The organism is Bradyrhizobium sp. SZCCHNRI3052 (assembly GCF_032484895.1).
GTDB lineage: Bacteria > Pseudomonadota > Alphaproteobacteria > Rhizobiales > Xanthobacteraceae > Bradyrhizobium.
In genome coordinates this window covers 945,871-971,459 of sequence record NZ_JAUETW010000001.1, presented here as the reverse complement: position 1 = coordinate 971,459, position 25,589 = coordinate 945,871, and the positions used below count along the sequence as shown (strand labels likewise).

The following is a 25,589-nucleotide window of genomic DNA, read 5'->3' as shown; positions in this document are numbered from 1 at the left end:
AGCCGGCGGCACCGTGGCATACATTGCTCGTATACGAACGATTGGGAGAAGATATTCGCCGACAGGGACTTGACTGAGGTGGGGATTGCCGGCTGCCACGAACAACCGGAGGCAACTCTGACGCGGCGCCAATAGACTGCGCTATCTCAGATCGACGTCATGGGGCGCCTTCGATCGGCAGCCGCAGCTCGAACGCGACACCTTTGTCGCCCGGCCCCAGCGAGATCTCGCCGCCATGGCTTGCCATGATGGCGCGCACGATCGCCAGCCCCATGCCGGTACCGCCGCTGTCGCGCCGGGTCGTGAAGAAGGCATCGAAGATGCGGTCGCGGTTCTCCGGCGAGATCGGATCGCCGTCATTGCTGGCGATGACGATCAGCATCCCTTTGCTCTCCTCGGCCTCGAGGCGGATGCGCCGGGCGCCATGCCGGACGGCGTTGTCGACGAGATGCGTGAGCACGATCAGCACGGTCTCGTTCGGGAGCCTAGTGCTGCGCTCGACCGGGCCGGACGTCTCGATGACAGTCGAGGGGAAACGCACTCGCAGCGTGCCGACGGCCTCGGCTATGCTACCGGCCTCGACCGTCGACACCGTCTCCGCCCGTGCCAGCTCGCGCAAGCGTTGGGCCAGCGCCGCGAGCCGGTCGGCGTCGCCAAGGATGTTGGTGAGGAATTTCTCCTGCTCGGCGCGGGTCAGGGTCTCGGAAGGGCTGGCCAGAGAGTCGAGCAGCAGCTCGGCTGCGCCCTTGATCGAGGTCAGCGGCGATTTGAGCTCGTGCGTCAGATGCGCGGAAAAGCTCCTGATGTAGTTGGAGCGTTGCGCCAGTTGCTCGGCCATGGCGAAGAAGTGCTCGGCGAGCTCCGCGAAGTCGCGGGTGCCGTAATGGGCAAGCGGACGGAAACCCGCGGGATCGTTGCGTCCGATCCTGCCGGCGCGATCGACCAGCTCGCGCATCGGCCGTGTGATCGTGCGTGCCACGACGAGGCCGACCAGCAGCGTCGTGAGGACAATGGTGGAGCCGGCAGCGATGAACTTGCCGCGCTCCTGATAGAGATGCTCGAAGATGTTGCGGGGCGTGCGCGAGGTATAGATGACCCCGGCAACGTGATCGTCGACGATCACGGGCATGGCCGAGAACACATGGACGCCGACGCCGCGGCTGATCGAATAGATCGGTGGCGGGGCCTTGTCCGGAATGCGAATGCGGAGCGCGGCGCTGTAGCGTCCCTTCAGGGCGGCAGCCACCTCGTCGATATGAGCGAGTGATTTGCCCATCTCATCGCGGCCGGCGATCACGACCCCCTGGGGATCGAGCACGCGATACCCGGCCAAGGTGACCTTCTGCGTCTCCCTGACGATCGGCAGCAGCCGCGTGCCGATCGCGACGTAGGCAGGATCCGCAGGATGGACCGCGTCGCGGGCGTCCGGGCGGCGGACGAAAAGATCGTTGGCCAGAAGATCGAGCAGGGGGCGAATGGGCGTCACCTCGTCGGACGCATCCGGACGTGACTCGGGCGGGACCTCGGCGCCGAGCGGAACGCCGGTGGCAAGGCGCGCGGAAACCTCCTCGGCGAAGACCGCCGCGAGGACACGGCTCTGCGCGATCAGTTCCGCCTGTGTCTGGCGGATCAGCTGGTTGTCATAGATGCGAAAGAAGAACAGCCCGACGAGCGGCAAGGTGCCGACCAGCGCCAGCACGCCAAAGACGATCTGTCCTAACGACGGCCGCCATTTTGCCTTGGGCTTGGGCGCGATCATGGGGTGCCGCAGCGGCCGAGCCGGAAGCCCACGCCATGGACCGTCTCGATCGCGTCCTCGCAATGCGCGGCTGCGAGCTTCGCTCTGATGTTGCGGATGTGGCTGTCGATCGTTCGGTCGGAGACCTGAATGTTGAGCTGATAGGCGGCGGCCATGATCTGCTCGCGGCTGAACACGACCGCAGGACGCGTCATCAGCGTGCGCAGGATGCTGAACTCCAGCGCGGTGAGCGTCAGCGGCATGTCATCGAAACGGGCCAGGTGCTGCTGCGGGTCGAGCCGGAGCCGGCCATGGACGAGCTTCTCCGGCTCGGCCGAGCGATCACCTCCGCCGTTCGCGACCCGGCGGAGAATGACGTTGACGCGGGCAACCAGCTCGCGCGGACTGAACGGCTTTGTCACGTAGTCGTCGCCGCCGATCTCGAGCCCGAGAATGCGGTCGATCTCCTCGTCGCGGGCCGACAGGAACAGGATCGGCACTTGCGAGGTCCGGCGAATGCGCCGGCAGACCTCGAGGCCGTCGAACTCCGGCATGCCGACGTCGAGCACGATCAGGTCCGGACGGTCTTCGGTGACCCTGGCCAGCGCGGCGCGGCCGTCGGCGGCTTCCCTCACCGCCATGCCGGCCTTGCTCAAGGCCACGCGCAGGACTTCGCGGATATGCGGGTCATCGTCGACGATGAGGATTCGGGGAGACACGAGCTTTACTCCGCGGCGAGGCATCAGCTTGGTTTCTGCGACACAGGATGTGTATCGAGATAGCGCTGCAGGCGCCAGCCGCGAAAACTCCAGGATCGCCAGGACGCCATGCTGCTTTCCTGTTGCTCAAGGAGCCGATCACGGTCGCTGGCCAGCCCTCGGTCCGTCGGTCGCAACAGCATCGCCCGCTCGATGGCCGGCAGTGCCTCGGGCCCGAGCCAGACGAGATAGGAGCCGTCGATGAGAGGGCCGCTCTGTCCTGCCTCACGACTATGGGAGACATTGAAGTCTGCGATCGGTCGGTCGAAATTGATCAGCGCACAGCCGTAGATGGTCGCCGAGAGCACGAGCAGGTTCATACGGATGAGCCATGCGTTGGACTTGTCGAGAGCGATCCTGAGCACGATGAGGATCAGGCCGATCGCGACCAAGATCATCCATATCAGGGCCGCGATTCGCCAATAGGTCAGAGCATAAGTCTCGATATACATGTGAAGCCGTTGAATCGAGGACACGACCAGCATCACGTTCTGAGCCACCCAGAGACAGACCAGCGGCCGGACCAGTCGCGACTCGTTTGCCGTGGTCTCGGAGCGGACGGCGACGATGACGAAGGCAGCCGCGAGCAGCGCCGTGACGATCAAGGGGTAGGCGCCTCGGTGCGCATAGGTCGCATAGGTCATGCCGTCCGGAAGCGCAGCATGTCCCCACAGATATGCGCCGTCGAGCGCCGTCTGGAGGGCAAACAGGATGTTGAACAGGATCAGTGCCCGGATCACGGTTTCAGGGCCGAGCACGGTCGTCAGCATTGACGGCTGATCGGGCTCGCTTTCGATCGGCGGGCTCGAGGTCTTGGTCCGCTCGCGCCAGCGAAGGTTGACGAATGGCCAGACCATGGACAACATCACGAGCCAGAAGATCGTGTGCCCCATCGTGAGTTGGGAGGCGACGCGCTCGGGACTGAGGACGGCGAACCACCGCTCAATGACCGGATTGGCTGCTGCGAACAGAGCCAAGAACACGCAGCCGAGTGCCAGCGGGATGCTCCAGACAACGAGAGTTCGCGTGATCATGTTCGTGCGCAGCGTCACGATCGCATCAGGTATCAGTCGAAACGGCCCGATCAGGAGCAACTGCCGCGCGGCGGTCAGCGGAAGCCGGAAGCCGCGCGCGGATCGGTTGGTCGCCAGCGTGATAGCCGACAGCGTCGTGAGCAGCAGGACAGGAAAAGAAAGCAGGTTCAGCTCCTCGATGGCGGGAGCCAGGCCGGCAACGAAGAGAACTGCAGCTCCGACCAGACGGTTTCGATCGGTCTTGGCAAGATTGGCGAGAATGCTCGCTGCGGCGAGCGCGGCGAAAAACAGCGGGAATGCCAGGCCGATCGGCCGGCCGTTGTAGAGCAGCGTGTCGGCGAGGCCGACGAGGCCGGCAGTGATGGCGAATTTGAGCCACATGGAATCGGGCGCGACGGGCGCAGCCGTCGGCTCGGCGAGAGTCGTCATGGAGGAATCCTTGGTTTGGGTCATCGTTCGGGCCGGGAGGCACAAGCCGATGAGCCAAGCATGACGCCTGCCCATGCAGCAGCTCACGAGGGGATCTGCAGCATTTCAGGATTTGTTTGCAGATTTCGTGCAGACGCGATTCCACATCTGGCGCAGGGAAAACGTGGTTGTTACGGCAATGGCCGTCTTTCCCCTCGGATGATCGGCTGCACACATGCTCGGACTTATCAGGACCGCGGTTCTCTGGATCCTCGCTCTGCTCTTCATTTTCGTCACGCTGAACAGCAACGAGCCCTATCTGGTTCGGCTGCGGGGCAGCGGCCACGCAGCCCTGCTCCTCATCGGGCTTGCCGTTCCGCTGCTGCTGATGCTCGGCGGTCGGTGGCGGCGGGGGCCCGCCGGACGCGCTCTGGTCGTAGCATGGTGCGTTCCGCTGATCATGCTGACGTCGACGCAGTTCATGTTTGCCTGGCGCAAGTACGAGACGTTCCGGACGCCCCCCGACGTGGCGCATCTGCTCGGCCGGCATTTCATCGTCGGTTACACGGCCGTCGATGACGCAGCCGCGTTGGCCCGGCAGGGGTTGATCGCGGGCGTCTATGTGACACACCACAACATCCGCGGCCGGACCGAGCCTCAGCTGCGCGCCGAGATGGCGCGATTGCAGGACGCGCGCCGGAGTGCCGGGCTGCCGCCTCTGCTGGTTGCGGCGGATCAGGAGGGAGGCGCCGTCGCACACCTGTCTCCGACCCTGCCGAACATGCCCGGCCTCGCAACGCTGGCCGATCTGCCGGCCTCGCGGCGCGCGCAGGATGCGTTCGCGATGGGGCGCGCCCAGGGTGAGGCTCTCGCGGCTGCCGGCATCACCTTCAATTTGGCTCCGGTCGTCGACCTTCGCCCGAGCTGGACACGCAACCGACTGGACTTTCACACCTTGATCGGCCGCCGCGCGATCTCCAACGATCCCGCGGTGGTTGGCGACATTGCGCTCGGTTACGTCCGTGGCCTGGAAGCAAGCGGTGTCCGCGCGGCCGTCAAGCATTTCCCTGGTCTGGGGCGCGTCGCAGCCGATACGCATCATTTCTCGGCACAGCTCGGCACGCCGGCAGATGTCTTGGAACGGTCGGATTGGCGGCCGTTCCGACAGGTGCTGCAGGGCTCGCACGCGGCGATGATGGTCGGTCACGTGACGGTCGATGCGATCGATCCAGAGCGGCCTGCCTCACATTCCAAAGCCGTGCTCGAGGGACTCATTCGCGGCCGCTGGAACTATCAGGGCGTGATCGTGACGGATGATCTCGTGATGGGGGCGATCTACGGCCGCGATCTCTGCAAAGCTGTCGTGGAGGCTCTCAACGGCGGCGCCGATCTGTTGCTGGTGGCCTATGACGGCACCCAGTTCCACCGCGCGCTCGCCTGCGCCAAGGAGGCTCTGGCGGAAGGACGCATCGACCTCGATGCAATCAGCAGGAGCGATGAACGGCTGAAGCGCTGGGCGCCGACGGTTGACAAATCACAGCCGTCGAATGTGTCTACGGTTATGCAACAGCCTGGAGGCGTGCATCAGAAGATCGTGGACTGAATGGCAGCGAGCCCTCAGCGCGGGCCATTGCCGGTCCAGTTGCGCCAAGCGACATTCGAGAGGCTTCGCAGGTCGGTCGCCAGCGGGCGTCGCGTCTGCTTGTCGTGCTGAGCGATGAGGTGCTCGGATTCGCGGATCTTGACCTGGAGTTCCGCAACCTGCCGCTTGGTCTGTTCAAGCGCCTTCGCATCGGCGCTCTCGCCCACCGTGAACCGCGCCGTCTCGATCTGTTTCAAGGTCGCGCGATTCTTTTTGAGCTGGGCGCGATGCCAGGCAACCTTGCTGTCACTGTCCGCAACCATGGTGGACTCCCGCGAAATGCCGCGGAGACTAAACGACCGATTTCTGATTCGCGACAGCTTCGGACCGGCATCGCCAACATTGGAATACCGATCTGCCGACCCATCGTCCTGGTGAGTCGAATATGCCGGTTCAATCCAACCCTGCGGCGCGTCTCATCTCATCAATCAGTTCGAACGCTTCAGCCTTCGTCATCTCCGCTCGCGTGGGATCGGATCGGCCAGCCTGCTCGCTGAGCGTTCTCAAGTAGGAAGCTTGGGTATCCGTCATCGGATCGGCTCCGGACACCCAGTCCTCGGGATCTTTCTGCAGCTGTTCGGCCATGGGGATCTCCCGTTGTTGCCCGGCTTCAACGGGAAAGCTTGCAAAGTGTTCCTATTTTGTTCTATTGTGCGATCCTACTCTTGCTCGGGTGCTTCATGCGCGATCTATGTGTGGTTCGAGCCGAAATCGACCGTATGCGTCTCCGGGTCGGGCGGCAGCGCCGTGAAATCGTGCAGCTACGGCGAGCTCGGCCCTCGACGGCGGCCGCCGAAGTGCTTTTGCACCACATGCTGGAGACGCTTCACCGGCTGCGGCAACAGCGAGAGCGGCTCAAGCTGGAGGAAGCGAGCCGACTGCCTCGCAAGCAGCGCGGCGCCCGGCGCGCATGAGACGCTGGCGGTAAGGCCGAGTGATCCGCCGCTCGTCCGTAGTCCGATGATCAGGCCTGGAACCGACATGGCCGACGATCACCTGAGCCGCAAAGGCCAACCTGCGCCGGGTCATGAGGACGTCCGCATCTTCAATTTGGCCGGTGAGGAGAAAGATTGGTCGGTCGTCCGGCTCCCTCGATCAGCATCGGGCGTGTGAGCTTCGGGCAATACGATGTCCGGCGGCGCGGCGGTAAGCTCTTCCGGTGTGGCCTCGCATGATCTGATCTCGAAATTGTTGTCGAGGATTTTCTCGCCATGCGTGCCGAGCGTGATGAGATCGGCCTGTTCCGCGGCCTCCCAGACCTCGCGCTCGGTGCGAAACGGGCGGGTCATCTGTTCGTCATTCTCAAACAATGCGTAGGGCACGAGCGCCTCCAGATTGCGATCCGCCGATGCAGCGATGCCGTGCCGCTCGACGCCGCCCATCCATTCAAGGCAGGGACGTCCAAACAAACGGCGCCATAGGCAGGCTGGTTCCACCCAGGCGAGCGCTGACTCGATCGACCAGTTGTGACGATCCGCCCGGCCTGCCAGGCGGAACATGGAGACCAGCGCGAGGTTGCCGGCGGTGTCGAATGGCCAGGAGAGTCCAATGGATATCAAGGGAAAGAAGATCGCGATCCTCGCAACCAACGGGTTCGAGCAATCCGAGCTCGAAGTGCCGCGCGATCGGCTCAAGCAGGCGGGCGCGACCGTCGAGATCATCTCGCTCGCGCCGGGCGAGATCAAGGGCTGGGATGAGAAGGACTGGGGACGGACCGTCAAGGTCGACAAGACGTTGGACCAGGCGTCTGCTTCGGACTACGACGCCGTCGTGCTGCCGGGCGGTCAGATCAATCCGGATCTGCTGCGGCTCGAGCCGAAGGCGCTGCGGTTCATCAAGGAGATCTTTGAAGCCAAGAAGATCGTTGCGGCGGTCTGTCATGCGCCGTGGCTCCTGATCGAGACCGGAATTGCCAAGGGGCGAAAGATGACGTCCTACAAATCGATCAAGACGGACGTTGCCAATGCCGGCGCGCATTGGCAGGACGCGGAGGTCGTGGTCGATCAGGGCGTGATCACTTCGCGCAATCCCGGAGATCTGGAAGCCTTCAGCGCCAAGATCATCGAAGAGGTCAAGGAAGGCCGCCATCTCAAGCGCAGCGCGGCTTGATGCTGAGATCGGAAGCCGGGAGAAAACCCGGCTACCTCAGTGGGACGGGCCCAGCGCCCGAGGGGTCGAACGCTGGGCCGCAGTCCACACGGAGTGCCTCCAGCGAGATGGGGGACGCCGCCAGAGGCATGGAAATGACTCGCGGCGGGCCGGGTCGTTCCCAATTCCTAGCGCGGACCTTCGCCCGCGGGACTTCGACGATAGCCTCGCAACGTTCAGTGAGGAATCGGAACTTCGCTGCTCATCCCGGGTTTGCCGCTTTTGAACAGGCCGCGGAGAGCGTCGTGAGCGAGAAAGCAAAAATCCAGGACTACAGGGCTCCGGCCGGCGGATGGGGTTCGGTGCACGCGGTCGCCAGCATCCTGACGCAGGAGGAGGTGACCCTGCTTGGCAGCGAGATCCTGTTGAAACAGAACAAGCCAGGCGGCTTCATGTGCGTCAGCTGCTCCTGGGCCAAGCCGGCAAAGCCGCACCCGTTCGAATTCTGCGAGAATGGCGCCAAGGCGACCGCGTGGGAAATCACCGGCAAGACAGTCGGACCGGAGTTCTTTGCTCGGCACAGTCTGACAGAATTGCGATCCTGGTCGGATCATCAGCTCGAAGAGCAGGGGCGTCTTGCTCATCCGATGCGCTATGACGCTGCGGCGGATCGCTATGTTGCCGTGAGCTGGGACGAGGCCCTTCGCGACATCGGGGCGGAGTTGAACAGGCTCGATCCACGCTCGGTCGTCATGTACACGTCGGGCCGGGCCTCGCTCGAGACGAGCTACATGTATCAGCTTTTCGGCCGCATGTACGGCACCAACAATTTTCCCGACAGCTCCAACATGTGCCACGAATCCACATCAGTTGCTCTGCCGGAGGTGATTGGCGTCCCCGTCGGTACGGTGCTCCTTGAGGATTTCGACAAGGCGGATTGCTTCTTCTTCTTCGGCCAGAACACGACCACCAACTCGCCGCGCATGCTGCATCCGTTGCAGAAGGCGGCACAACGCGGCGTGCCCATCATCACGTTCAATCCGCTGCGGGAGCGTGGGCTGGAGCGCTTCACCAATCCGCAAAATCCCATTCAAATGGTGCTGACGGGGGGAACGCGGATCAGCACGCAGTATCATCAGCTGCGCATTGGCGGCGATGGTGCGGCACTACTCGGATTGTGCAAGGCCGTGATCGAGGCGGATGATGCCGCGGTCGCGACCAAGAGCCCGCCCGTGCTCGATGTCGCCTTCATCGAGCGGCACACGTCCGGCTTCGAAGCTTTCGCAACCTGCTGCCGGCAGGCGTCGTGGAGCGATATCGAACGCTCCTCCGGCCTCACGCGCGGCGCCATTCTGGAGGCTGCCAAGGTCTACGCAGGCTCGCACGCCGTGATCGCCAATTATGGGATGGGAATAACCCAGCATCGGCATGGCGTCGAAACCGCGAAGATGATTGTCAACCTGCTGCTGTTACGCGGCAACATCGGAAAGCCGGGGGCCGGCATCTCGCCGGTTCGTGGCCATTCCAACGTTCAGGGGCAACGCACCGTCGGCATCTCCGAGAAGACCAAGTTGGTGCCGCTCGACAAGCTTGCCGAGCTCTATTCGTTCGAGCCGCCGCGTTGGGACGGTCTCAGCACGGTCGATGCCTGCCAAGGCATCATCAAGGGGGACGTCAAGGGCTTCGTCAGTCTCGGCGGTAACTTCCTGCGCGCCGTCCCTGAACGCTCGCTGATGGAGCCGGCGTGGTCGAAGCTGCGGCTGTCGGTGCAGATCGCAACCAAGCTCAATCGCAGCCACATCGTCCCAGGCGAGGTGACCTATCTGCTGCCGTGCCTCGGCCGCATCGAAATCGACCGGCAGGCAGGCGGAGATCAGGCGGTCTCGATGGAGGACTCCACCACCTGCATTCACGGCTCGCGCGGGCAGCGCCAACCCGTCGCAGAGACCCTGTTGTCGGAACCAGCCATTGTCGCCGGTCTCGCCAAGGCCACCCTGAAGCCAAATCCGCGCGTCGATTGGGATGCCTGGGTGGGCGACTACGCGCGCGTCAGAGACGCGATCGAGCGGACCTATCCCGAGCAGTTCAAAGACTTCAACAAGCGCCTGTTTGAGCCCGGCGGCTTTCCGCGGCCGCTTGGTGCCCGCGAACGCAAATGGAAGACGCCGACCGGCAAGGCGAACTTCACCGTGCCCAAGGCGGCGCTCAATCCGCCGGAGGAAGGCAATGGCGTTTACCAGCTGATGACCTTGCGCGCCGACGGCCAGTTCAACACCACCATCTACAACGAGGACGACCGGTTTCGCGGCGTCACCGGTGGCCGTCAGATCGTCTTCATGAACGCGAGCGACATGGCTGATCTGGGCATCAAGCAGGGCGAGCCGGTTCGGCTCTCGACCGAGGCCGATGACGGCGTGGAGCGCTCGCTGGGCGGGCTCCAGGCAGTGGCGTTCGACATTCCGCGCTACAGCGTTGCGGCCTACTACCCCGAATGCAACGGATTGATTCCGCTATGGCACTACGCGGAAGGGAGCAAGGTGCCCGCCGCCAAGTCGATCCCGGTCCGGATCTCGCGCGACATGGCCTGAGCTATCCGGAGCGGTCAGCCAGCAGCCCGTTGTCGTGCGTCGCCCGGCGCCGCCGTTGCGCAAGGGCTCGTGATCTCCGGCGGGGTCGCGCCGGGGCGGAGCGGGACGACCAGCCGGCACACCAATCCCTCGGGACGCCAGTCGAACGAGGCGCGCCCACCGAGCTGGCTTTCCACACTGGCCATCAGGCTGCGCGTGCCGAAGCCGCGCGAGGTCGGCGCGCGCACCAAGGGACCGCCGGTTTCAATCCAGATCAGATCCAGGCGCTCATCCTCGATGCTCCATTTGACCGAGAGATGCCCGGAGCGGACCGACAGCGCGCCGTATTTGGCCGAGTTTGTCACCAGCTCGTGCAGCGCCAGCGCCAGCGTCTGCGCGGTCGCAGGCTCAAGCTGCAGATCGACGCCGTCAAAGGCGACTTGGCCGCCGGTTGCATAGGGCGCGAGCTCTTCGGCCACCAACCTACCTATTTTCGCACCTTCCCAGCTTGATAGCGAGAGGATGGTGTGAACGCGGGCCAGTGCGCTGATGCGCCCCTCTACCGCGTTGACATAGGTCTTCACGCTGTCGGCTTTGGTCAGGCGAACGATCGACTGAGCCAAGGTCAGCGCATTCTTGGCACGATGATCGACCTCGCGGGTCAGCAGGTTCTGGCGTTCCTCGGCGCGCTTGCGCTCGGTGATGTCGATCGTGACCCCGCTGACGCGGACCACGCGGCCGGTCCTGTCGGTGGTCGCCGCGGCCGTTCCCACGCACCACCGCTCTTCGCCATCGGGCCGGTGGATCCGGAACTCAGCCTCATACGACGTCGCGCCACGGCTGAATTCCGCGACCACCTGGCGGGCGCGCTCGGCATCCTCCCGGTGCAGCAGCGCCATGATGTTCACGGTGTTCAGCTCGAAGTTCTGCGGCGTGACGCCGAAGATGCGGTACTGCCCCTCGTCCCACATCCAGTCGCCATTGACACCGTCCCAGTCCCACGAGCCCATCCTGCCGGCCGCGATCGCCATGCTCCGACGCTGCTCGCTCTCGACGAGCTTTGCTGTCGATCGCTCAAGCTCGGCGGTGCGGGCCCGTACCCGGTCCTCCAGCTCAAGGTTCAGATGTTCCAGCTCGCGTGTCTTGCGATAGAGCTCGGCAAAAACCTTGATTTTGGCGCGCAGCACCTCCGGCACGACAGGAACCGGCACGTAGTCGACGGCGCCCATCTCATAGCCACGAAGGCGATCGAAGTCGCTCACCTGGATGGCGGAGATAAAGATGATCGCAATCTTCTGGAACCTCGGATGCTCACGGATCATTTGCGCCAGCTCGAAGCCGTCGAGCTCAGGCATGCAGACGTCGACGAGAATCACCGCGATCTCGTTCTTCAGCAGAATTTCGAGCGCCTCGCGACCAGACGTGGCGACTACGAGGTTTTCGCCGAGTTCCTTCAGGATGACCTCGTAGGCCAGCAGCTTCGCCGGCTGATCGTCGACCAAGAGGATGTTGACCTTCGCATGTTCCATCATGATGAGCCGTTCAGCGGTGCAGCCACATGCGGATCGCAAGAAGCAGCTGCTCGGTGTTGACGGGTTTTGCCAGATAATCGGAGGCGCCAGCTTCGAGACACTTTTCGCGGTCTCCCTTCATGGCTTTCGCGGTCAACGCGATGATGGGGAGCCGGACGAAGGCGGGGTTTTGCCTAATGACGCCGATCGTCTGATAACCATCCATCTGCGGCATCATGATGTCCATGAGGACGATCGCGATCGCGGGATTGCTCTGCACCAGGTCGATCGCTTCGCTGCCGGTGGTGGCCGTCAGCACTTTCATGCCGCGGCGTTCCAGCACGCTGGAAAGAGCAAAGATGTTGCGGGCGTCGTCGTCGACCAACAGCACCGTCTTGCCGATCAGATCCTCGTCGGAACTGTTCAGCTTCTCGAGCATGCGCTGCTTCTCGAGCGGCAGTTCCGTAATCACGCGGTGAAGGAACAACGACGTCTCGTCGAGCAGCCGCTCCGGCGATTCCACGCCCTTGACGACGATGCTCCGCGCCATCGTATGCAGTTCCGCATCCTCTTCGGCCGACAATTCCCGCCCGGTGAAGACGACCACCGGAACGCTCGACAAGAACTCGTCGGAGCGCAATTGATCGAGCACGTCGAACCCGCTCATGTCGGGCAGCCGCAGATCGAGAACCACGCAGTCGCACGGTGCGCTGCGCAGCGTCTCGAGCGCCGCAGCTCCCGTATCCGCCGCGATGATCTCGATGTCGTCGTGATCCAACAGCTGGCGGATGCTGAGCTGCTCGGCCGCGTTGTCCTCCACGATCAGCAGCCGCTTGCGTCGCGGCTTCGCGTATTCCTTGATCTGCGACAGGGCCGCGCTGACGCCTTCCGTTGTCGTGGGCTTGCTGACGAAGGAGAAGGCCCCACGCGCCAAAGCGTGCTGGCGGTCTTCGTCGAGCGTGATGATCTGCACCGGGATGTGCCGCGTCAGCGGATTATGCTTGAGCTGGCTCAGAACGGTCCAGCCGAGCATGTCCGGCAGGAAGACGTCGAGAGAGATCGCGGCCGGTTGATACTGTTTGGCGAGATCCAGCGCCTCGGCGCCGCGGCTGGCGGTCAGGACCTTGAAGCCCCTGTCGCGCGCGAGGTCGATCAGGACGCGCGCGTAGTGTGGATCGTCCTCGACCACGAGCAGGATCGTATCGCCGGGTTCGAGATCGAGACGATCGTCCGGCGGGGACTCGATCCCGCGCTCTGGCGCGGCCGCTTGCTGTAGGGCTGGAGGTTGAACGTAGGGAACGGGCGATGCCGGACTGACGCGCGGCGCCGTTGCGGGACCTGAATATTTGAGCGGCAGATACAGCGTGAAGGTGCTGCCCTTGCCGGGGGCGCTCTTGAGGTGGATCTCGCCGCCCAGGAGGTTGGCGAGCTCGCGGCTGATCGCGAGCCCGAGACCAGTGCCACCATATTTGCGGCTCGTGCCGGCATCCGCCTGCTGGAACGCCTCGAAGATCAGCTTCTGCTTGTCTTGCGGAATGCCGATGCCGGTGTCCGAGACTTCGAACGCGATCACGGCCGGTGCCGTGTTGAGCACCGGATGTTCTGCGCTCCATCCGCCGAGCGCCGCAGACACCTTCAAGCGTACCCCTCCTTCGGCGGTGAACTTGAAGGCGTTCGAGAGCAGATTCTTCAGCACCTGCTGCAAGCGCTTGGAATCCGTGACGATGCTACGCGCAAGGTTCGGGTCGACGTCGATGTTGAAGGCGAGCAGGCGATTTTCCGCCTCGTGGCGGAACGGACGCCCCACGGTCTCCAGGAGGTTGGTGGTGAGGATCTCCTCGGCATCGACCGTCACGGTGCCGGACTCGATCTTCGAGAGATCGAGGATGTCGCTGATCAAATTGAGCAGATCGGTGCCGGCGCCATGGATGGTGCGGGCGAACTCGACCTGCTTGAGGGTGAGATTGCCGTCCGGATTCTCGGTCAGCTGCTGGCCGAGGATCAGGATGCTGTTGAGCGGCGTGCGCAGCTCGTGCGACATGTTGGCGAGAAACTCGGACTTGTACTTGGACGTCAGCGCGAGCTCGGTCGCCTTTTCCTCGAGCGCGCGGCGGGCCTGCTCGATCTCCTGGTTCTTGCGCTCGACCTCGACGTTGCGCTCGGCGAGCTGTTGCGCCTTCTGCTCGAGCTGCTCGTTGGTCTGTTGCAGCTCGCGCTGCTGGGTCTGAAGCTCCGCGGCGAGCTGCTGCGACTGCTTCAGCAGTCCCTCGGTCTGCATCGTGGCTTCGATCGAATTGAGCACGATGCCGATGGAGTCGGTGAGCTGCTCGAGGAACGTCATCTGCGACGTCGTGAACGGACTGAGCGACGCCAGCTCGATCACCGCCTTGACCTGGTTCTCGAACAACACCGGCAGCACCACGAGGTTCTTAGGGACGGCGCGGAGCAGGGCGGAGCCCACGGGGATGACGTCGGATGGTATCTCCGAGACCAGCCGCTGGCGTTTGTCGATCGCGCATTGCCCGATCAGCCCCTCACCGAACTGGACGTGCGTCCGGTGAGGATAGATGCCGTCATCGGCGTATGAGGCGAGCAGGCGCAGCTGTGGCGCGGACTCGGTCTCGACCTGGTAGATCACGCCGCGGTGGGCGTTCACCAGCGGCGTCAGCTCGGTCAGCAGCAGGCGGCCGACGGTGGTCAGGTCGCGCTGGCCCTGAAGCATGTTGGTGAACTTGGCGAGGTTCGTCTTGAGCCAGTCCTGCTCGGTGTTGAGGTCGGTGGTGAGCCTCAGATTGGTGATCATCGTATTGATGTTGTCTTTGAGCTCGGCCACCTCGCCGCGGGCATCGACCTGGATGGAGCGGGTGAGATCGCCCTTGGTCACGGCCGTAGCGACCTCGGCGATGGCGCGCACCTGGGACGTCAGGTTGGCCGCGAGCAGGTTGACGTTGCCGGTCAGGTCCTTCCACGTGCCGGCCGCGCCGGGCACGTTGGCCTGGCCGCCGAGCCGGCCCTCGACGCCGACCTCGCGGGCCACGCTCGTCACCTGGTCGGCGAAGGTCGCCAGCGTCTCCGTCATGTTGTTGATGGTGTCGGCGAGCGCTGCGACCTCGCCCTTCGATTTGACCGTGAGATTCTGCTTGAGATCGCCGTTGGCGACGGCGGTCACGACCTTGACGATGCCGCGGACCTGCTCGGTCAGGTTCGCGGCCATGAAGTTGACGGTATCGGTGAGGTCTTTCCAGGTGCCGGCAACGCCCGGCACCTGCGCCTGTCCGCCGAGCTTGCCTTCGGTGCCGACCTCGCGTGCCACGCGCGTCACCTCGCCGGCGAAGGCGTTGAGCTGATCGACCATGGTGTTGATGGTGTTCTTCAGCTCCAGGATCTCGCCCTTCACGTCGACGGTGATCTTGCGCGACAGGTCGCCGCGCGCCACTGCCGTGGTCACCTCGGCGATGTTGCGGACCTGCGTGGTCAGATTGGCCGCGAGCAGGTTGACGTTGTCGGTCAAATCCTTCCAGGTGCCGCCGACGCCGGGCACAACGGCCTGGCCGCCCAACCGGCCCTCGGTGCCGACCTCGCGCGCGACCCGCGTCACTTCGGCCGCGAACGAGCGCAACTGCTCCACCATCGTGTTCAGGGTGTCCTTGAGCAGCAGGATCTCGCCGCGCACGTCGACCGTGATCTTCTTCGACAGGTCGCCCCCGGCGATCGCGGTCGCGACCTCGGCGATGTTGCGGACCTGCGCGGTCAGGTTCGAGGCCATGAAGTTGACGCTGTCGGTGAGGTCCTTCCAGGTACCTGCGACTTCGGGCACCTCGGCCTGGCCGCCCAGCTTGCCTTCGGTGCCGACCTCGCGCGCCACGCGCGTCACCTCCGATGCGAAGGCGTTGAGCTGATCGACCATGGTGTTGATGGTGTTCTTCAGCTCCAGGATCTCGCCCTTCACATCGACGGTGATCTTGCGCGACAGGTCGCCGCGCGCCACCGCCGTGGTCACCTCGGCGATGTTGCGGACCTGCGCCGTCAGATTGCCGGCCATCGAGTTGACGCTGTCGGTGAGATCCTTCCAGGTGCCGGCGACGCCGGGCACGTTGGCCTGGCCGCCGAGCCGGCCCTCGGTGCCGACCTCGCGGGCGACGCGCGTCACCTCGCCCGCGAAGCGGTTGAGCTGATCGACCATCGTGTTCAGCGTCTCTTTGAGACTCAGGATCTCGCCGCGCACGTCGACCGTGATCTTGCGCGACAGGTCGCCGCCGGCGATGGCCGTCGCCACCTCGGCGATGTTGCGCACCTGCGCCGTCAGATTGCCGGCCATCGAGTTGACGCTGTCGGTGAGGTCCTTCCATGTGCCGGCCACACCGGGCACCTCGGCCTGGCCGCCGAGCTTGCCGTCGGTGCCGACCTCGCGCGCCACGCGCGTCACCTCACCGGCGAAGGCGTTGAGCTGGTCGACCATCGTGTTCAGCGTCTCCTTCAGCTGAAGGATCTCGCCGGAGACGTTGACCGTGATCTTCTTCGACAGGTCGCCCTTGGCGACGGCGGTGGCGACCTCCGCGATGTTGCGGACCTGTCCGGTCAGGTTCGAGGCCATCGAGTTGACGCTGTCGGTCAGGTCCTTCCAGGTGCCCGCGACTCCGCGCACCATGGCCTGCCCGCCGAGCTTGCCCTCGGTGCCGACCTCGCGGGCGACGCGGGTCACCTCGCCGGCGAACGCGTTGAGCTGGTCGACCATCGTGTTGATGGTGTCCTTCAGCTCCAGGATCTCGCCGCGCACGTCGACGGTGATCTTCTTCGACAGGTCGCCGTTGGCGACGGCGGTCGTCACCTCGGCGATGTTGCGGACCTGCGCCGTCAGGTTCGACGCCATCGAGTTGACGCTCTCGGTGAGATCCTTCCAGGTGCCGGCAACGCCGAGCACGTTGGCTTGGCCGCCGAGCCGACCGTCGGTGCCCACCTCGCGCGCCACGCGCGTGACCTCGCCGGCGAACGCATTGAGCTGGTCGACCATCGTGTTCAGCGTCTCCTTCAATTGAAGGATCTCGCCGGAGACGTTGACCGTGATCTTCTTTGATAGATCGCCGCTGGCGATGGCGGTCGCGACGTCGGCGATGTTGCGGACCTGTGCCGTCAGGTTCGACGCCATGAAGTTCACGTTGTCGGTGAGATCCTTCCAGGTGCCGGCAACGCCCGGCACCTGCGCCTGGCCGCCGAGCTTGCCCTCGGTGCCGACCTCGCGCGCCACGCGCGTCACCTCGGATGCGAAGGCGTTGAGCTGGTCGACCATCGTGTTGATGGTGTCCTTCAGCTCCAGGATCTCACCGCGCACATCGACCGTGATCTTGCGTGACAGGTCACCGCGGGCGACCGCAGTGGTGACGTTGGCGATGTTGCGGACCTGAGCGGTGAGGTTGCCGCACATCGCGTTGACGGAGTCGGTGAGGTCCTTCCAGGTGCCGGCAACGCCGGGAACGATGGCCTGACCGCCGAGCTTGCCGTCGGTGCCGACCTCGCGGGCCACGCGCGTCACCTCCGACGCGAACGAGCGCAGCTGGTCGACCATCGTGTTGATCGCCTCCTTCAACTGCAGAATTTCACCACGCACGTCGACCGTGATCTTCTTCGACAGGTCGCCATTGGCAACCGCGATCGTCACCTCCGCGATATTGCGGACCTGGCCGGTGAGGTTGTTGGCCATCGAGTTGACGCTCTCGGTCAGGTCCTTCCAGACGCCCGTGACTTCGGGAACCTGGGCCTGTCCGCCGAGCTTGCCCTCGGTGCCGACCTCGCGCGCCACGCGGGTCACTTCGGACGTGAAGACGCTGAGCTGCTTGATCATCGTATTGACGATGGTCGCCGACTGCAGGAACTCGCCGCCCAGAGGCCGGCCATCGACATCCAGCTTCACGGTCTGCAGGAGGTCGCCTTGGGCCACGGCGGCGACCGCGCGAGTCACCTCGCGCGTGGGCCATAGAAGATCGTCGATCAACGTGTTGATCGAGCTCTCCATATCCGCCCAGGAGCCGCTGGCGATGCCGAACCGCACGCGCTGGCGCGTCTTCCCCTCGCGTCCCACGACCTGGCCGACGCGCTCGAGCTGCTGCGCCATCCGCTCGTTGGCTGCAATGATCTCGTTGAACGTGTCAGCGATTTTGCCGTCGATGCCGAGATAGTCGCCGCTCATGCGCACGGAGAAATCTCCGGAACGCATGGCCTGGAGGACGCGGAGCAGATCCTGGCTGGCATCGGCCGCCTCGACTCCGTTGCCGTGGCGACCGAACCCCTGGCGCATGGGCATCGCACCGGCAGCAGCATCATCGCTCATCAAGTTCCCCCAAGTCAGAATCGTCTACCATCAAGAATCTGAGACACTTATGACGGGCGGCATAGAAGCCGCGGCAACTAATCAAATCAAGCCGGGAGGCCGATTTCTCCGGCTGATGGAACCGGCATTTGCCGGCACAAATGGCTCAACTCCACTCCAGGCGGAACGTTCCAGAATTCTTTTTCTCTCTTGCGAGGATGAGCCATCCCTTTCCGGAACCAAGCCAGAGATTAGCCTTCGCTGGTCGTGCCGAGGGGTTACGAGAAGCACGATTCTCAACTCAGTGTCGTGGCCGCCTTCATGGTCGTCCACCGCCAAGTCCCGCGGCCCGGGAGCGACGGGCGATGCGCCCGCCAGTTCCGCAACGCTCCGACCGCAGCGCAGCAAGTAGCGGGTGCAGCGGGGACCTCGTTGTTCGGAGCGCGGGATGACAATGCAGTCCAGGGCTGCGCCGCGATCCCGAAGGGGAAGAGGTCAGAGAGTCAGCAAACCACGGCAGAGCGTTGTGATGCTCGGTCTCACGACCATCTTGCAACTTGGAACAGAACGTACTGCTCCCCGCTTTCGATAGAGAACTGCCGACAGTTCCATGATCATTAATATCGTGTAACACGATTGCATCGGCGCGCGGCGCCCACCAGCTAAATTTGTATGAAACAATCAGATCTTTTCAGAGAGAACGCGGACAACTGCCTCCAGCTTGCGGAGCGCACGCAGGAAGAGCCGGCCTTCCGGCGCTATCGGCGCATGGCCCAGGGCTGGAATGCGCTCGCCCTCCAGCAGGACTGGCTCGACGGCGAGATTGCGCCGCTCGGCGAGCCGAAGGCTGCGCGGCACGAGTAACCAATTGGAATGCAGGAGCGTCCGATGACCCCACGAACGATTCTCATTGCGCTACTGACTGCGTTCAGCTTGGCGTCGGCTGTCGCTGCGTTCACAACGATCCGTCAGGTGCATACGGAAGCGTATTCGCTTCCGCAGCCTGTCACCCGCATTTGAGCGAGGCGGGCGGCTTCAGGGCTGCCCGGACCCTCCCGAAGATCCATAGACCTGCCCGTTGGCGTAGCTCGCGTCCGCAGCGGCCAACTGGACGTAGATCGATCCAAGCTCCACCGGCTGGCCAGGACGACCGAGTGGAGTCTGACCACCAAATTTTTCGAGCTTCTCCATAGTGGCCCCGCCTGAGACCTGAAGGGGCGTCCAGATCGGCCCGGGAGCGACGGCGTTCACGCGAATGCCCTTCGGCCCGAGCTGTTTGGCCAGGGACTTCACGTAGTTCATGGTCGCCGCCTTGGTCTGCGCGTAGTCATAGAGGTCGGGAGAGGGATCGTAGGCCTGCTCGGACGAAGTGCCGATGATGACCGATCCCGGCTTCAGATGGGGCAGGGCGGCCTTGATGATCCAGAACGGGGCATAGATATTGGTTTTCATCGTCGCGTCGAAATCTTCGGACGAGACATCCAGGATCGACTGGCGTGCCTGCTGCCGCGCGGCGTTGTTGACGACGATGTCGAGTCCGCCCAGCGCTTCGACGGCCTGTTGCACCAGCCGCCGGCAGAACTCCTCGTCGCGCAGATCGCCGGGGATGGCGACGGCCTTTCGCCCCTCGGCCTCGATCAACGCGATGACCTCCTGCGCATCCGGCTCCTCGGTCGGGTAGTAGTTGATCGCGACGTCGGCCCCTTCCCGCGCATAGGCGATGGCGGCCGCGCGTCCCATGCCGGAATCGCCTCCAGTGATCAGCGCCTTGCGCCCGGCGAGACGCCCGGAACCCTTGTAGCTGGTTTCACCGTGATCCGGCCGCGGCGACATCTTGCTCGCAAGACCCGGCCAGGGCTGCGACTGGTGTTCGAACGGCGGCTTCGGATATTTGTCCTTGGGGTCGACGAGCGGTTCGGGCGGGGTTGAATTTGCGGCCATCGTCTCGCGTCCTTTCGCTGTTGCCGAGGTCAGCGATGCGGCCGCAAGCGTTGCGGTGCCTCCGACCATCTGGCGGCTGGACATCGACGTTGTGCGATCACCTGCCATGCGGTGTCTCCTCTCGAGGGACGTGGTCAACGGCCTGAGACCACCAACGTTTCATTTGGATCGCTGAAAGCACCGTGTCGCGCGCCAGATGCACTGGTCGGCTCTGCGGCCTGTTGGCTCAGGGAGGAACGAACGGGCGCGGCCCGCGTCGTTTTCGATCGAATCGGAGTGGCGTCGGCACTATCCAATCCGACGCCCTTCGTGGATCACCAACCAAGGAGAGCCATCCGATGGCGAAGCAAGGCCAAGGCATCGTCAGGACAGGACGCGGGGAGGATCAGCCCGCCGACAAGGAGCGTGCGCAGCAGGTTCATAGGACCACATCTCCCGATGCTCCGTCCCGCGAGGCGACACGTCATCCCGAGCAGGACGGTAACCCGTCGGCGGGTGACTGAGAGCCCTTTAGGCCCTTGGGAACGGCCGGTGACGGCCGAACGTTATCGATCCACTAGCACCGGGAGGATCACATGACATCGATGCTCGATGAACGCGAATATGGCAACCTGATTGGAAGCGACAAGGTCGAAGGCACGGCCGTCTATGGCGCCGACGACACCAAGATCGGCACCATCGAACGCGTGATGATCGACAAGCCGAGCGGGCGGGTCTCGTATGCCGTCCTGGGCTTCGGCGGTTTCCTCGGGCTTGGCAATGATCACTACCCGTTGCCCTGGCAATCCCTGAAGTACGACACGCGACTCGGCGGCTACGTTACCGGCGTGACCGAGAACCAGCTGCGGGGCGCGCCGAAATATTCCGACGAGCGTGAGTGGGACTGGGGGGATGCCGGGGCGGGGCGCAAGGTCGACGACTATTACGGCGTCCAACTCGCTTAGGACCGCCGACCTCGTTCATTGCGCTTGCGAGGCTGCCGACGAACCTCGCGTATCGCGGCCTTGTCCGCGACTCCCGATGAAATCTCAGGCGGCCGGCGGCTGAGCGCCGTTTTCGGCCGCCGATCCAGCCATCATGCTGCGGCGGCTCGATAGCCAGATCGGAATCTCGCGGTAGCAGGTGCCTTTTTCATTCATCTCTGCGACCGTCCACCGGCTCGGATGCCGTTCCTTGCCGACGAAGACCCAGTCATCGGCGATGGGGGGAGGCTCATTCGGCCTCGTCCTCAGCCATGCCGAACGGGCTCCTTTCGGCAAGCGATCCTGCTTCATCTGATAGAGATCATATACTGGTGAACGCATGACGCTACTCGTCCTCAAGCAACCGCAATTCTCAACAGCCCCAGCGTGTCGCGTCGTCGCGGCGGAATTGTGGGAGCGGCGCGGCCAGGCTGTGCAAAAGCACGATCAAGCGTGTGATTGACGGCATCTGCCATATTCTTCGCGTGGCGCGTATCGCTTCGAAAAGGCGACGCGCGGGGCCGTTCAATAACCCCGCGAGTCGGGACCGACGCCGATCGCGTCCGGCAATGAAGAGTCGCCAGCCCGCGACCGGTTGACTGATCAAATCAGAAGAAGGCGTAGCTGAGATCGAGACCGTAGGTGGCGTGGAGGATGAAGCCAAACGCCGTGGCGCCGCAGAGCATCAGGATCGTGCGCAGCTTCTCGGTGTCGATACGGGTCTCTTCGAGATGGGTCGGGAGAGCCTTGATGAGTGTTGTCATTGTGGGACCTCTGTACGCGAAACGAAGACGGAGAGTGAGTTATGAAAAGTATATCCGAGGTTGTTAGATCCCGTTTCTGGGGAGGTGGTTTTTGTAGAGTCCCAGAAGAGTTCTAATTGTGAAAGAGGAACCCAGCATCGTGCAGTTTTTGGGGCAAAGTTGCGGAAAGTAAATGATCAGTAAATTAAATCTGAGGTTGATATTAGTTGCGTGCAGTATTGTTGCACGTCTTGGCTGTTGAAAGAAGTTGCCAGGTTGCGGAGACGCGGCGCCGCACGTTTTTAAGCTTAATTCCTTCAGGGAGGCGGTTTGAGCGTGCTCAGCCTGCGCGGCTCGGTGGCGACGAGCACCATCCGGGCTACGGCGCCAATGCGGTTGCAAAAGCAACTCCAAGTATAGAGGCAGCTCACCTCGACCTCGGCCAATTTGTGGCGAGGTATTAACGGCTATGGCGATGTCGCCACTCGCTCGCCGGTTTCTTTGGCATGACTGGTATCATGTGGGTGGTGACGACGGAAGCCGGTCGCCGAAATCTCGCTGGCGGGTGTGCTCATCATACAACAGCCCCACATTCATCGAGCAGGGATCGCACGGGCGTCTCGTGTCGAGCCCAGTTGAGGCGCCAGCATGATGGGCAGTTCATGGATGATGATGGAGGAAGCGCGCGGTGATGAAGGCGCGTTGCTAGGCTTGAGCAAGAAGAGAAGGCCCAAGGTTGAGCAGTTACCGACACCCGAGCGGCCGTCGGGTCGAAGGCTGCGTTGGGCAGCGCGCGCGAGCGCGGCGCATGGATCTGGCTTGCTCGCAAGGTGGGCCTGGACGGATGCTGCGCGTTCTCGCTGCTCTGTCGAGCTTTCGATCACCGTCCCCATGTCAGTACCGGGATGTCGCGACCGATCGCCAATCCTCCTGATGCGAAGCGGATGACGCCGCAGGCGGAATGGGCGCCGGCCGTGCCCGCTATCCTCCAGCATCCCCGCGTGATGGGCTCCTGAGGCGGTGCGGCAATTCGGATACACCAACCAACAACGGTATTTCCGTGTGTTTCTGAACGTTGCAATTCATTTTGGAACATGTCAGCAGGTAATCTGTTAGGGCGAACGGCCCGCCCAGGCTACCAGCATGACGCGCACAAAGGTTTTGGAGTACCGGCCGGACATAGATTGGCTGCGCGCCGTCGCCGTGGTTTCGGTCATTGGATTTCATTACGAGCTGCCGGGCTTTGGCGGTGGGTTTGTCGGCGTCGACATCTTCTTCGTCATCTCCGGTTATGTGATCTCCCGGCTCATTTGGACGGGCATTCAATCCGATTCGTTTTCCTTCATTGAGTTCTACGAACGGAGGGCGAGGCGGCTGCTTCCGGCGCTCTATTTGATGATCGTCGTCACCGCGATGGTCGCGTGGTTCTTGGCGCCTCCAGGCGACTACCGAATGTTCTTCGGAAGCGCGATCTCCACGGTGCTGTTTTCGTCGAACGTCTTCTTCTGGTCGCAGACCGGCTATTTCGATCTACCAACGATCGGGAAGGTTCTCATCCACACCTGGTCATTGTCGGTGGAGGAGCAGTTCTACTTCCTGTTTCCGGTCGTGACTTGGCTCTGGAGCCGGCTGTTTCCCGATCCAACGTCGAAGCCGTCGCTCGGGCTGGTCATCCTCGGAACGATCGCGCTGTGTGTGCTCGACGAGCTTTGGATCAAGCAATCGCCCTCGACCGCCTTCTACATCGCCCCGCTGCGGGCCTGGGAGTTCCTGATCGGAAGCATTGCGTTTTTCCTGCATCGATGGTCGCCGGTTGGAAGCGTGACGCGCCTGGCCTTCGCGGCCGCGGGCATGGTCTCCATGCTGCTTGCCGTGGTCATCTTCCGCGCAGAGACCCGCTTCCCGGGATTGCACGCGCTGGTCCCCTGTGTCGGTGCTGCGGTCTACATCGTCGCGTTCAATCAGGAGAAGGGCAGACCCGGGCTGCCATTCAGTGAGCTCGGAGCATTCCTCGGCCGTTTGTCCTACTCGCTCTATCTTTGGCACTGGCCGGTTTTCGTCCTCGGCAGGGCCGCGCTGCCGCTGGATGTGGCGACCTCGGCGGCAGCTACGGTTGGACTCCTGCTGTGCTCGCTGCTGCTGGCCTATCTGTCCTACGTCATCGTCGAGCGGCCTGCGCGCGCACGAACGGTATGGGGTGGCGTGCGTGGCTCCCCGGTGATCGCGGGCATTGCCACCGTCATGGTCGCGGTCGGAGTTCACGGCGTCGCGCATGACGGCTACGCCGATCGCTTCCCGCAATCACAGGCACGAATGCTCCGGTACGATTCCCGGACGATGGAGCCGTTCTATCGTGCGCACAGCTGCTTCTTGCAGCCCGATGAGCCGGCATCGGCCTACGATTTCGAGGCGTGCCTGAAACCGGCTGCGAACAAGCGCAACATTCTGCTCGCCGGCGACAGCCTTGCCGCGCATTATGCCTGGGCGTTGCGCAGCTACCTGTCGTCCGATGCCTACCATCTTCTGCAGCTCACGTCAGGGGGCTGCCCGCCGTTCGTCGAGCTCAAGCTGAGCAGCTCGCGAAACTGTAACGACGTCAATCAGCTGCTGCGCGATCAGATCAAGGCGCACCGCTTTGACGCCATCATTCTTTCCGGCAATTGGCGCGCCTATCTCGAAACCTATGGCCGGCCTCCCGCACGGCGCGTCGACGGTTATTTGAACGCGCTGCTGGCGGTCGCTCAGGAAACGGGCGTTCCCGTCCTGCTGCTCGGTCCCTCGATCGAGTTTCCAGTTCCCTTGGCTTCGACGTTGTTCAACCATGAGCAGACGCACGTCCCGATCGGCAATTCGCTGGTGCCGAAAGATGCGTCGTTCGAGGCGGACGATCGTCTGAGAGAGATCGCCCGCGCGTATCCGCTCGTTCAATACGTTTCCATTCTCGACACGATTTGCAGCAAGAGGCGTTGTCCGCTGACGATTGACGCGGAAACCCCGATCGTCTGGGATACCATCCATTTCACCCCGGAAGGCTCGAGGTTCGTCGTCTCGCAACTCGCGCCGCAACTGGATGCCTTCTTGCGAAGGCTGGAGCAGCCCTCCGAGACCGGAACGAACGAGCTCATGGCTGGTGACGGTCCGGCGGCAACCCGGAACCTTGCCCCCTCCCGCGTTCAATGATGGAAGCGACCGAGCACGGGACCTCGGGAGCCATGAACTTCGGCGGGTGTCGTGCGTTCGCCTGCCGTTGATGTCGGACATTGCCTTCGGGCGGCCGCGAAAGTGATCCAACGTCATCGTGTTCTCAAGCCGTTCGGGACGACACACATGAATCCGATCATCAAGGCGATGGCAGTGCTTGCGTGCGCCGCCTGCGGGAGCACCGCCGCGACGGCCCAATCGGTTCGCTGGAACACCTATAGGATCCCGGAGACCGGCACATCGGTCGACATTCCGGTCTCGATCTTCAGCGACACGGCGGGCCAACCCGAGGGCTACGGCCAACGCTTCCAGACTGCCGACGGCCGCGCCAATCTGACCGTGCAGTCGGTATCGAATAACGCGCGGGAGTCACCTGCGCGGTTCCTTGCCAGGAAGAACCCTCCGCCGAATATTCAATACAAGCGCGTCACCTCGCGATTCTTCGCGGTGTCGAGCTACAAGGGCGACTATGTCTGGTACAATCGCTGCAACTTCGTTGGCGGCTACGTGCATTGCGTGCTGATCAACTACCCCCGGGTCTGGGAGCGCGCTTGGGACGGCATCGTCACCCGCATCAGCCTGTCGCTGAACCGAAGCTGAGGGGGGCGCTTAGTGAAGTCTTCGGCTGGCGGCTTTGATCCACCTCAATGATACCGTCGGGCTCCTCTGAATAAGCTTCGGCTTCATTTCAG

General features: G+C 63.3%; 18 protein-coding genes. 7 read left to right on the top strand and 11 right to left on the bottom strand.

The features are described 5' to 3' along the window. Positions 1-157: 157 nt before the first annotated feature. The 3 genes from QW887_RS04490 to QW887_RS04480 are packed head-to-tail and all read right to left on the bottom strand — an operon-like array spanning position 158 to position 3,959. Positions 158-1,759, bottom strand: coding sequence for an ATP-binding protein (locus QW887_RS04490; RefSeq protein ID WP_316165362.1), 1,602 nt, complete (start codon positions 1,757-1,759; stop codon positions 158-160). After that, a complete protein-coding gene (locus QW887_RS04485) occupies positions 1,756-2,457 on the bottom strand; it encodes a response regulator transcription factor (RefSeq protein ID WP_315751067.1) in 702 nt (233 codons plus the stop codon). Before QW887_RS04485 ends, QW887_RS04490 begins: the two co-directional genes overlap by 4 nt. Before the next feature lie 23 nt (positions 2,458-2,480). Then, the gene (locus QW887_RS04480) at positions 2,481-3,959 is read right to left on the bottom strand and encodes a DUF4173 domain-containing protein (RefSeq protein WP_316194201.1); all 1,479 of its coding nucleotides are present in this window, start codon (positions 3,957-3,959) and stop codon (positions 2,481-2,483) included. Positions 3,960-4,173: 214 nt separating this feature from the next. Here QW887_RS04480 and QW887_RS04475 point away from each other — a divergent pair, with 214 nt between their 5' ends. Beyond that, positions 4,174-5,541: a glycoside hydrolase family 3 N-terminal domain-containing protein gene (locus QW887_RS04475; protein WP_315711817.1), complete on the top strand. Its 1,368-nt coding sequence runs from the start codon at positions 4,174-4,176 to the stop codon at positions 5,539-5,541. Positions 5,542-5,555: 14 nt separating this feature from the next. Here QW887_RS04475 and QW887_RS04470 read toward each other — a convergent pair whose 3' ends face one another. The 3 genes from QW887_RS04470 to QW887_RS04460 form a co-directional block, all read right to left on the bottom strand. Further along, positions 5,556-5,843: a hypothetical protein gene (locus QW887_RS04470; protein ID WP_315711818.1), complete on the bottom strand. Its 288-nt coding sequence runs from the start codon at positions 5,841-5,843 to the stop codon at positions 5,556-5,558. 130 nt (positions 5,844-5,973) lie between these two features. Further along, positions 5,974-6,165, bottom strand: a complete 192-nt coding sequence (locus QW887_RS04465) for a DUF3072 domain-containing protein (protein WP_316175373.1) — start codon at positions 6,163-6,165, stop codon at positions 5,974-5,976. A gap of 440 nt (positions 6,166-6,605) precedes the next feature. Continuing rightward, a complete protein-coding gene (locus QW887_RS04460) occupies positions 6,606-7,139 on the bottom strand; it encodes a hypothetical protein (RefSeq protein WP_316175374.1) in 534 nt (177 codons plus the stop codon). Between QW887_RS04460 and QW887_RS04455 the strand changes: the two genes are divergently transcribed. Both QW887_RS04455 and QW887_RS04450 read left to right on the top strand, forming a co-directional pair. Continuing rightward, positions 7,129-7,689, top strand: a complete 561-nt coding sequence (locus QW887_RS04455; RefSeq protein WP_315711823.1) for a type 1 glutamine amidotransferase domain-containing protein — start codon at positions 7,129-7,131, stop codon at positions 7,687-7,689. The genes QW887_RS04460 and QW887_RS04455 overlap by 11 nt on opposite strands. 284 nt (positions 7,690-7,973) lie before the next feature. Beyond that, the gene (locus QW887_RS04450; protein ID WP_315711825.1) at positions 7,974-10,256 is read left to right on the top strand and encodes an FdhF/YdeP family oxidoreductase; all 2,283 of its coding nucleotides are present in this window, start codon (positions 7,974-7,976) and stop codon (positions 10,254-10,256) included. 14 nt (positions 10,257-10,270) lie between these two features. Here QW887_RS04450 and QW887_RS04445 read toward each other — a convergent pair whose 3' ends face one another. Both QW887_RS04445 and QW887_RS04440 read right to left on the bottom strand, forming a co-directional pair. After that, positions 10,271-11,764, bottom strand: coding sequence for an HWE histidine kinase domain-containing protein (locus tag QW887_RS04445; RefSeq protein WP_315712612.1), 1,494 nt, complete (start codon positions 11,762-11,764; stop codon positions 10,271-10,273). A gap of 13 nt (positions 11,765-11,777) precedes the next feature. Next, on the bottom strand, positions 11,778-18,038 hold the full coding sequence (locus QW887_RS04440) for a HAMP domain-containing protein (protein ID WP_410052600.1): 6,261 nt from the start codon (positions 18,036-18,038) through the stop codon (positions 11,778-11,780). A 684-nt stretch (positions 18,039-18,722) separates the two neighbouring features. On the opposite strand from QW887_RS04440, the gene QW887_RS04435 reads away from it, so the two are divergent. Then, positions 18,723-18,914, top strand: a complete 192-nt coding sequence (locus QW887_RS04435; RefSeq protein WP_315711826.1) for a hypothetical protein — start codon at positions 18,723-18,725, stop codon at positions 18,912-18,914. A 171-nt stretch (positions 18,915-19,085) separates the two neighbouring features. On the opposite strand, the gene QW887_RS04430 is transcribed toward QW887_RS04435, so the two are convergent. After that, positions 19,086-20,099, bottom strand: a complete 1,014-nt coding sequence (locus QW887_RS04430; protein ID WP_316175376.1) for an SDR family oxidoreductase — start codon at positions 20,097-20,099, stop codon at positions 19,086-19,088. A gap of 467 nt (positions 20,100-20,566) precedes the next feature. Here QW887_RS04430 and QW887_RS04425 point away from each other — a divergent pair, with 467 nt between their 5' ends. Next, complete coding sequence (locus tag QW887_RS04425) at positions 20,567-20,935, top strand: PRC-barrel domain-containing protein (RefSeq protein WP_315711829.1); 369 nt, start codon at positions 20,567-20,569, stop codon at positions 20,933-20,935. Positions 20,936-21,019: 84 nt separating this feature from the next. On the opposite strand, the gene QW887_RS04420 is transcribed toward QW887_RS04425, so the two are convergent. Both QW887_RS04420 and QW887_RS04415 read right to left on the bottom strand, forming a co-directional pair. Next, positions 21,020-21,295 (bottom strand): hypothetical protein, encoded by a 276-nt coding sequence (locus tag QW887_RS04420; RefSeq protein WP_315712614.1) that lies wholly within the window; start codon positions 21,293-21,295, stop codon positions 21,020-21,022. 266 nt (positions 21,296-21,561) lie between these two features. Then, positions 21,562-21,717, bottom strand: a complete 156-nt coding sequence (locus QW887_RS04415) for a hypothetical protein (RefSeq protein WP_315711831.1) — start codon at positions 21,715-21,717, stop codon at positions 21,562-21,564. Between the two features lie 1,122 nt (positions 21,718-22,839). On the opposite strand from QW887_RS04415, the gene QW887_RS04410 reads away from it, so the two are divergent. After that, positions 22,840-24,876: an acyltransferase family protein gene (locus tag QW887_RS04410; protein WP_316194200.1), complete on the top strand. Its 2,037-nt coding sequence runs from the start codon at positions 22,840-22,842 to the stop codon at positions 24,874-24,876. Between the two features lie 147 nt (positions 24,877-25,023). Beyond that, positions 25,024-25,497 carry a hypothetical protein gene (locus tag QW887_RS04405; RefSeq protein WP_316175380.1) on the top strand — a complete coding sequence of 158 codons (474 nt, stop codon included), beginning with the start codon at positions 25,024-25,026 and terminating at the stop codon, positions 25,495-25,497. The last annotated feature ends 92 nt before the right edge of the window (positions 25,498-25,589 follow it).

Bases quoted from the DNA above. Each gene is read 5' to 3' on its own strand.
- QW887_RS04465 (WP_316175373.1), bottom strand. From the start codon at position 6,165: ATGGCCGAACAGCTGCAGAAAGATCCCGAGGACTGGGTGTCCGGAGCC.
- QW887_RS04420 (WP_315712614.1), bottom strand. From the start codon at position 21,295: ATGCGTTCACCAGTATATGATCTCTATCAGATGAAGCAGGATCGCTTG.
- QW887_RS04480 (WP_316194201.1), bottom strand. From the start codon at position 3,959: ATGACGACTCTCGCCGAGCCGACGGCTGCGCCCGTCGCGCCCGATTCC.
- QW887_RS04405 (WP_316175380.1), top strand. From the start codon at position 25,024: ATGAATCCGATCATCAAGGCGATGGCAGTGCTTGCGTGCGCCGCCTGC.
- QW887_RS04415 (WP_315711831.1), bottom strand. From the start codon at position 21,717: ATGACAACACTCATCAAGGCTCTCCCGACCCATCTCGAAGAGACCCGT.
- QW887_RS04425 (WP_315711829.1), top strand. From the start codon at position 20,567: ATGACATCGATGCTCGATGAACGCGAATATGGCAACCTGATTGGAAGC.
- QW887_RS04490 (WP_316165362.1), bottom strand. From the start codon at position 1,759: ATGATCGCGCCCAAGCCCAAGGCAAAATGGCGGCCGTCGTTAGGACAG.
- QW887_RS04470 (WP_315711818.1), bottom strand. From the start codon at position 5,843: ATGGTTGCGGACAGTGACAGCAAGGTTGCCTGGCATCGCGCCCAGCTC.
- QW887_RS04440 (WP_410052600.1), bottom strand. From the start codon at position 18,038: ATGCGCCAGGGGTTCGGTCGCCACGGCAACGGAGTCGAGGCGGCCGAT.
- QW887_RS04445 (WP_315712612.1), bottom strand. From the start codon at position 11,764: ATGGAACATGCGAAGGTCAACATCCTCTTGGTCGACGATCAGCCGGCG.
- QW887_RS04475 (WP_315711817.1), top strand. From the start codon at position 4,174: ATGCTCGGACTTATCAGGACCGCGGTTCTCTGGATCCTCGCTCTGCTC.
- QW887_RS04430 (WP_316175376.1), bottom strand. From the start codon at position 20,099: ATGGCAGGTGATCGCACAACGTCGATGTCCAGCCGCCAGATGGTCGGA.
- QW887_RS04455 (WP_315711823.1), top strand. From the start codon at position 7,129: ATGGATATCAAGGGAAAGAAGATCGCGATCCTCGCAACCAACGGGTTC.
- QW887_RS04435 (WP_315711826.1), top strand. From the start codon at position 18,723: ATGAAACAATCAGATCTTTTCAGAGAGAACGCGGACAACTGCCTCCAG.
- QW887_RS04410 (WP_316194200.1), top strand. From the start codon at position 22,840: ATGACGCGCACAAAGGTTTTGGAGTACCGGCCGGACATAGATTGGCTG.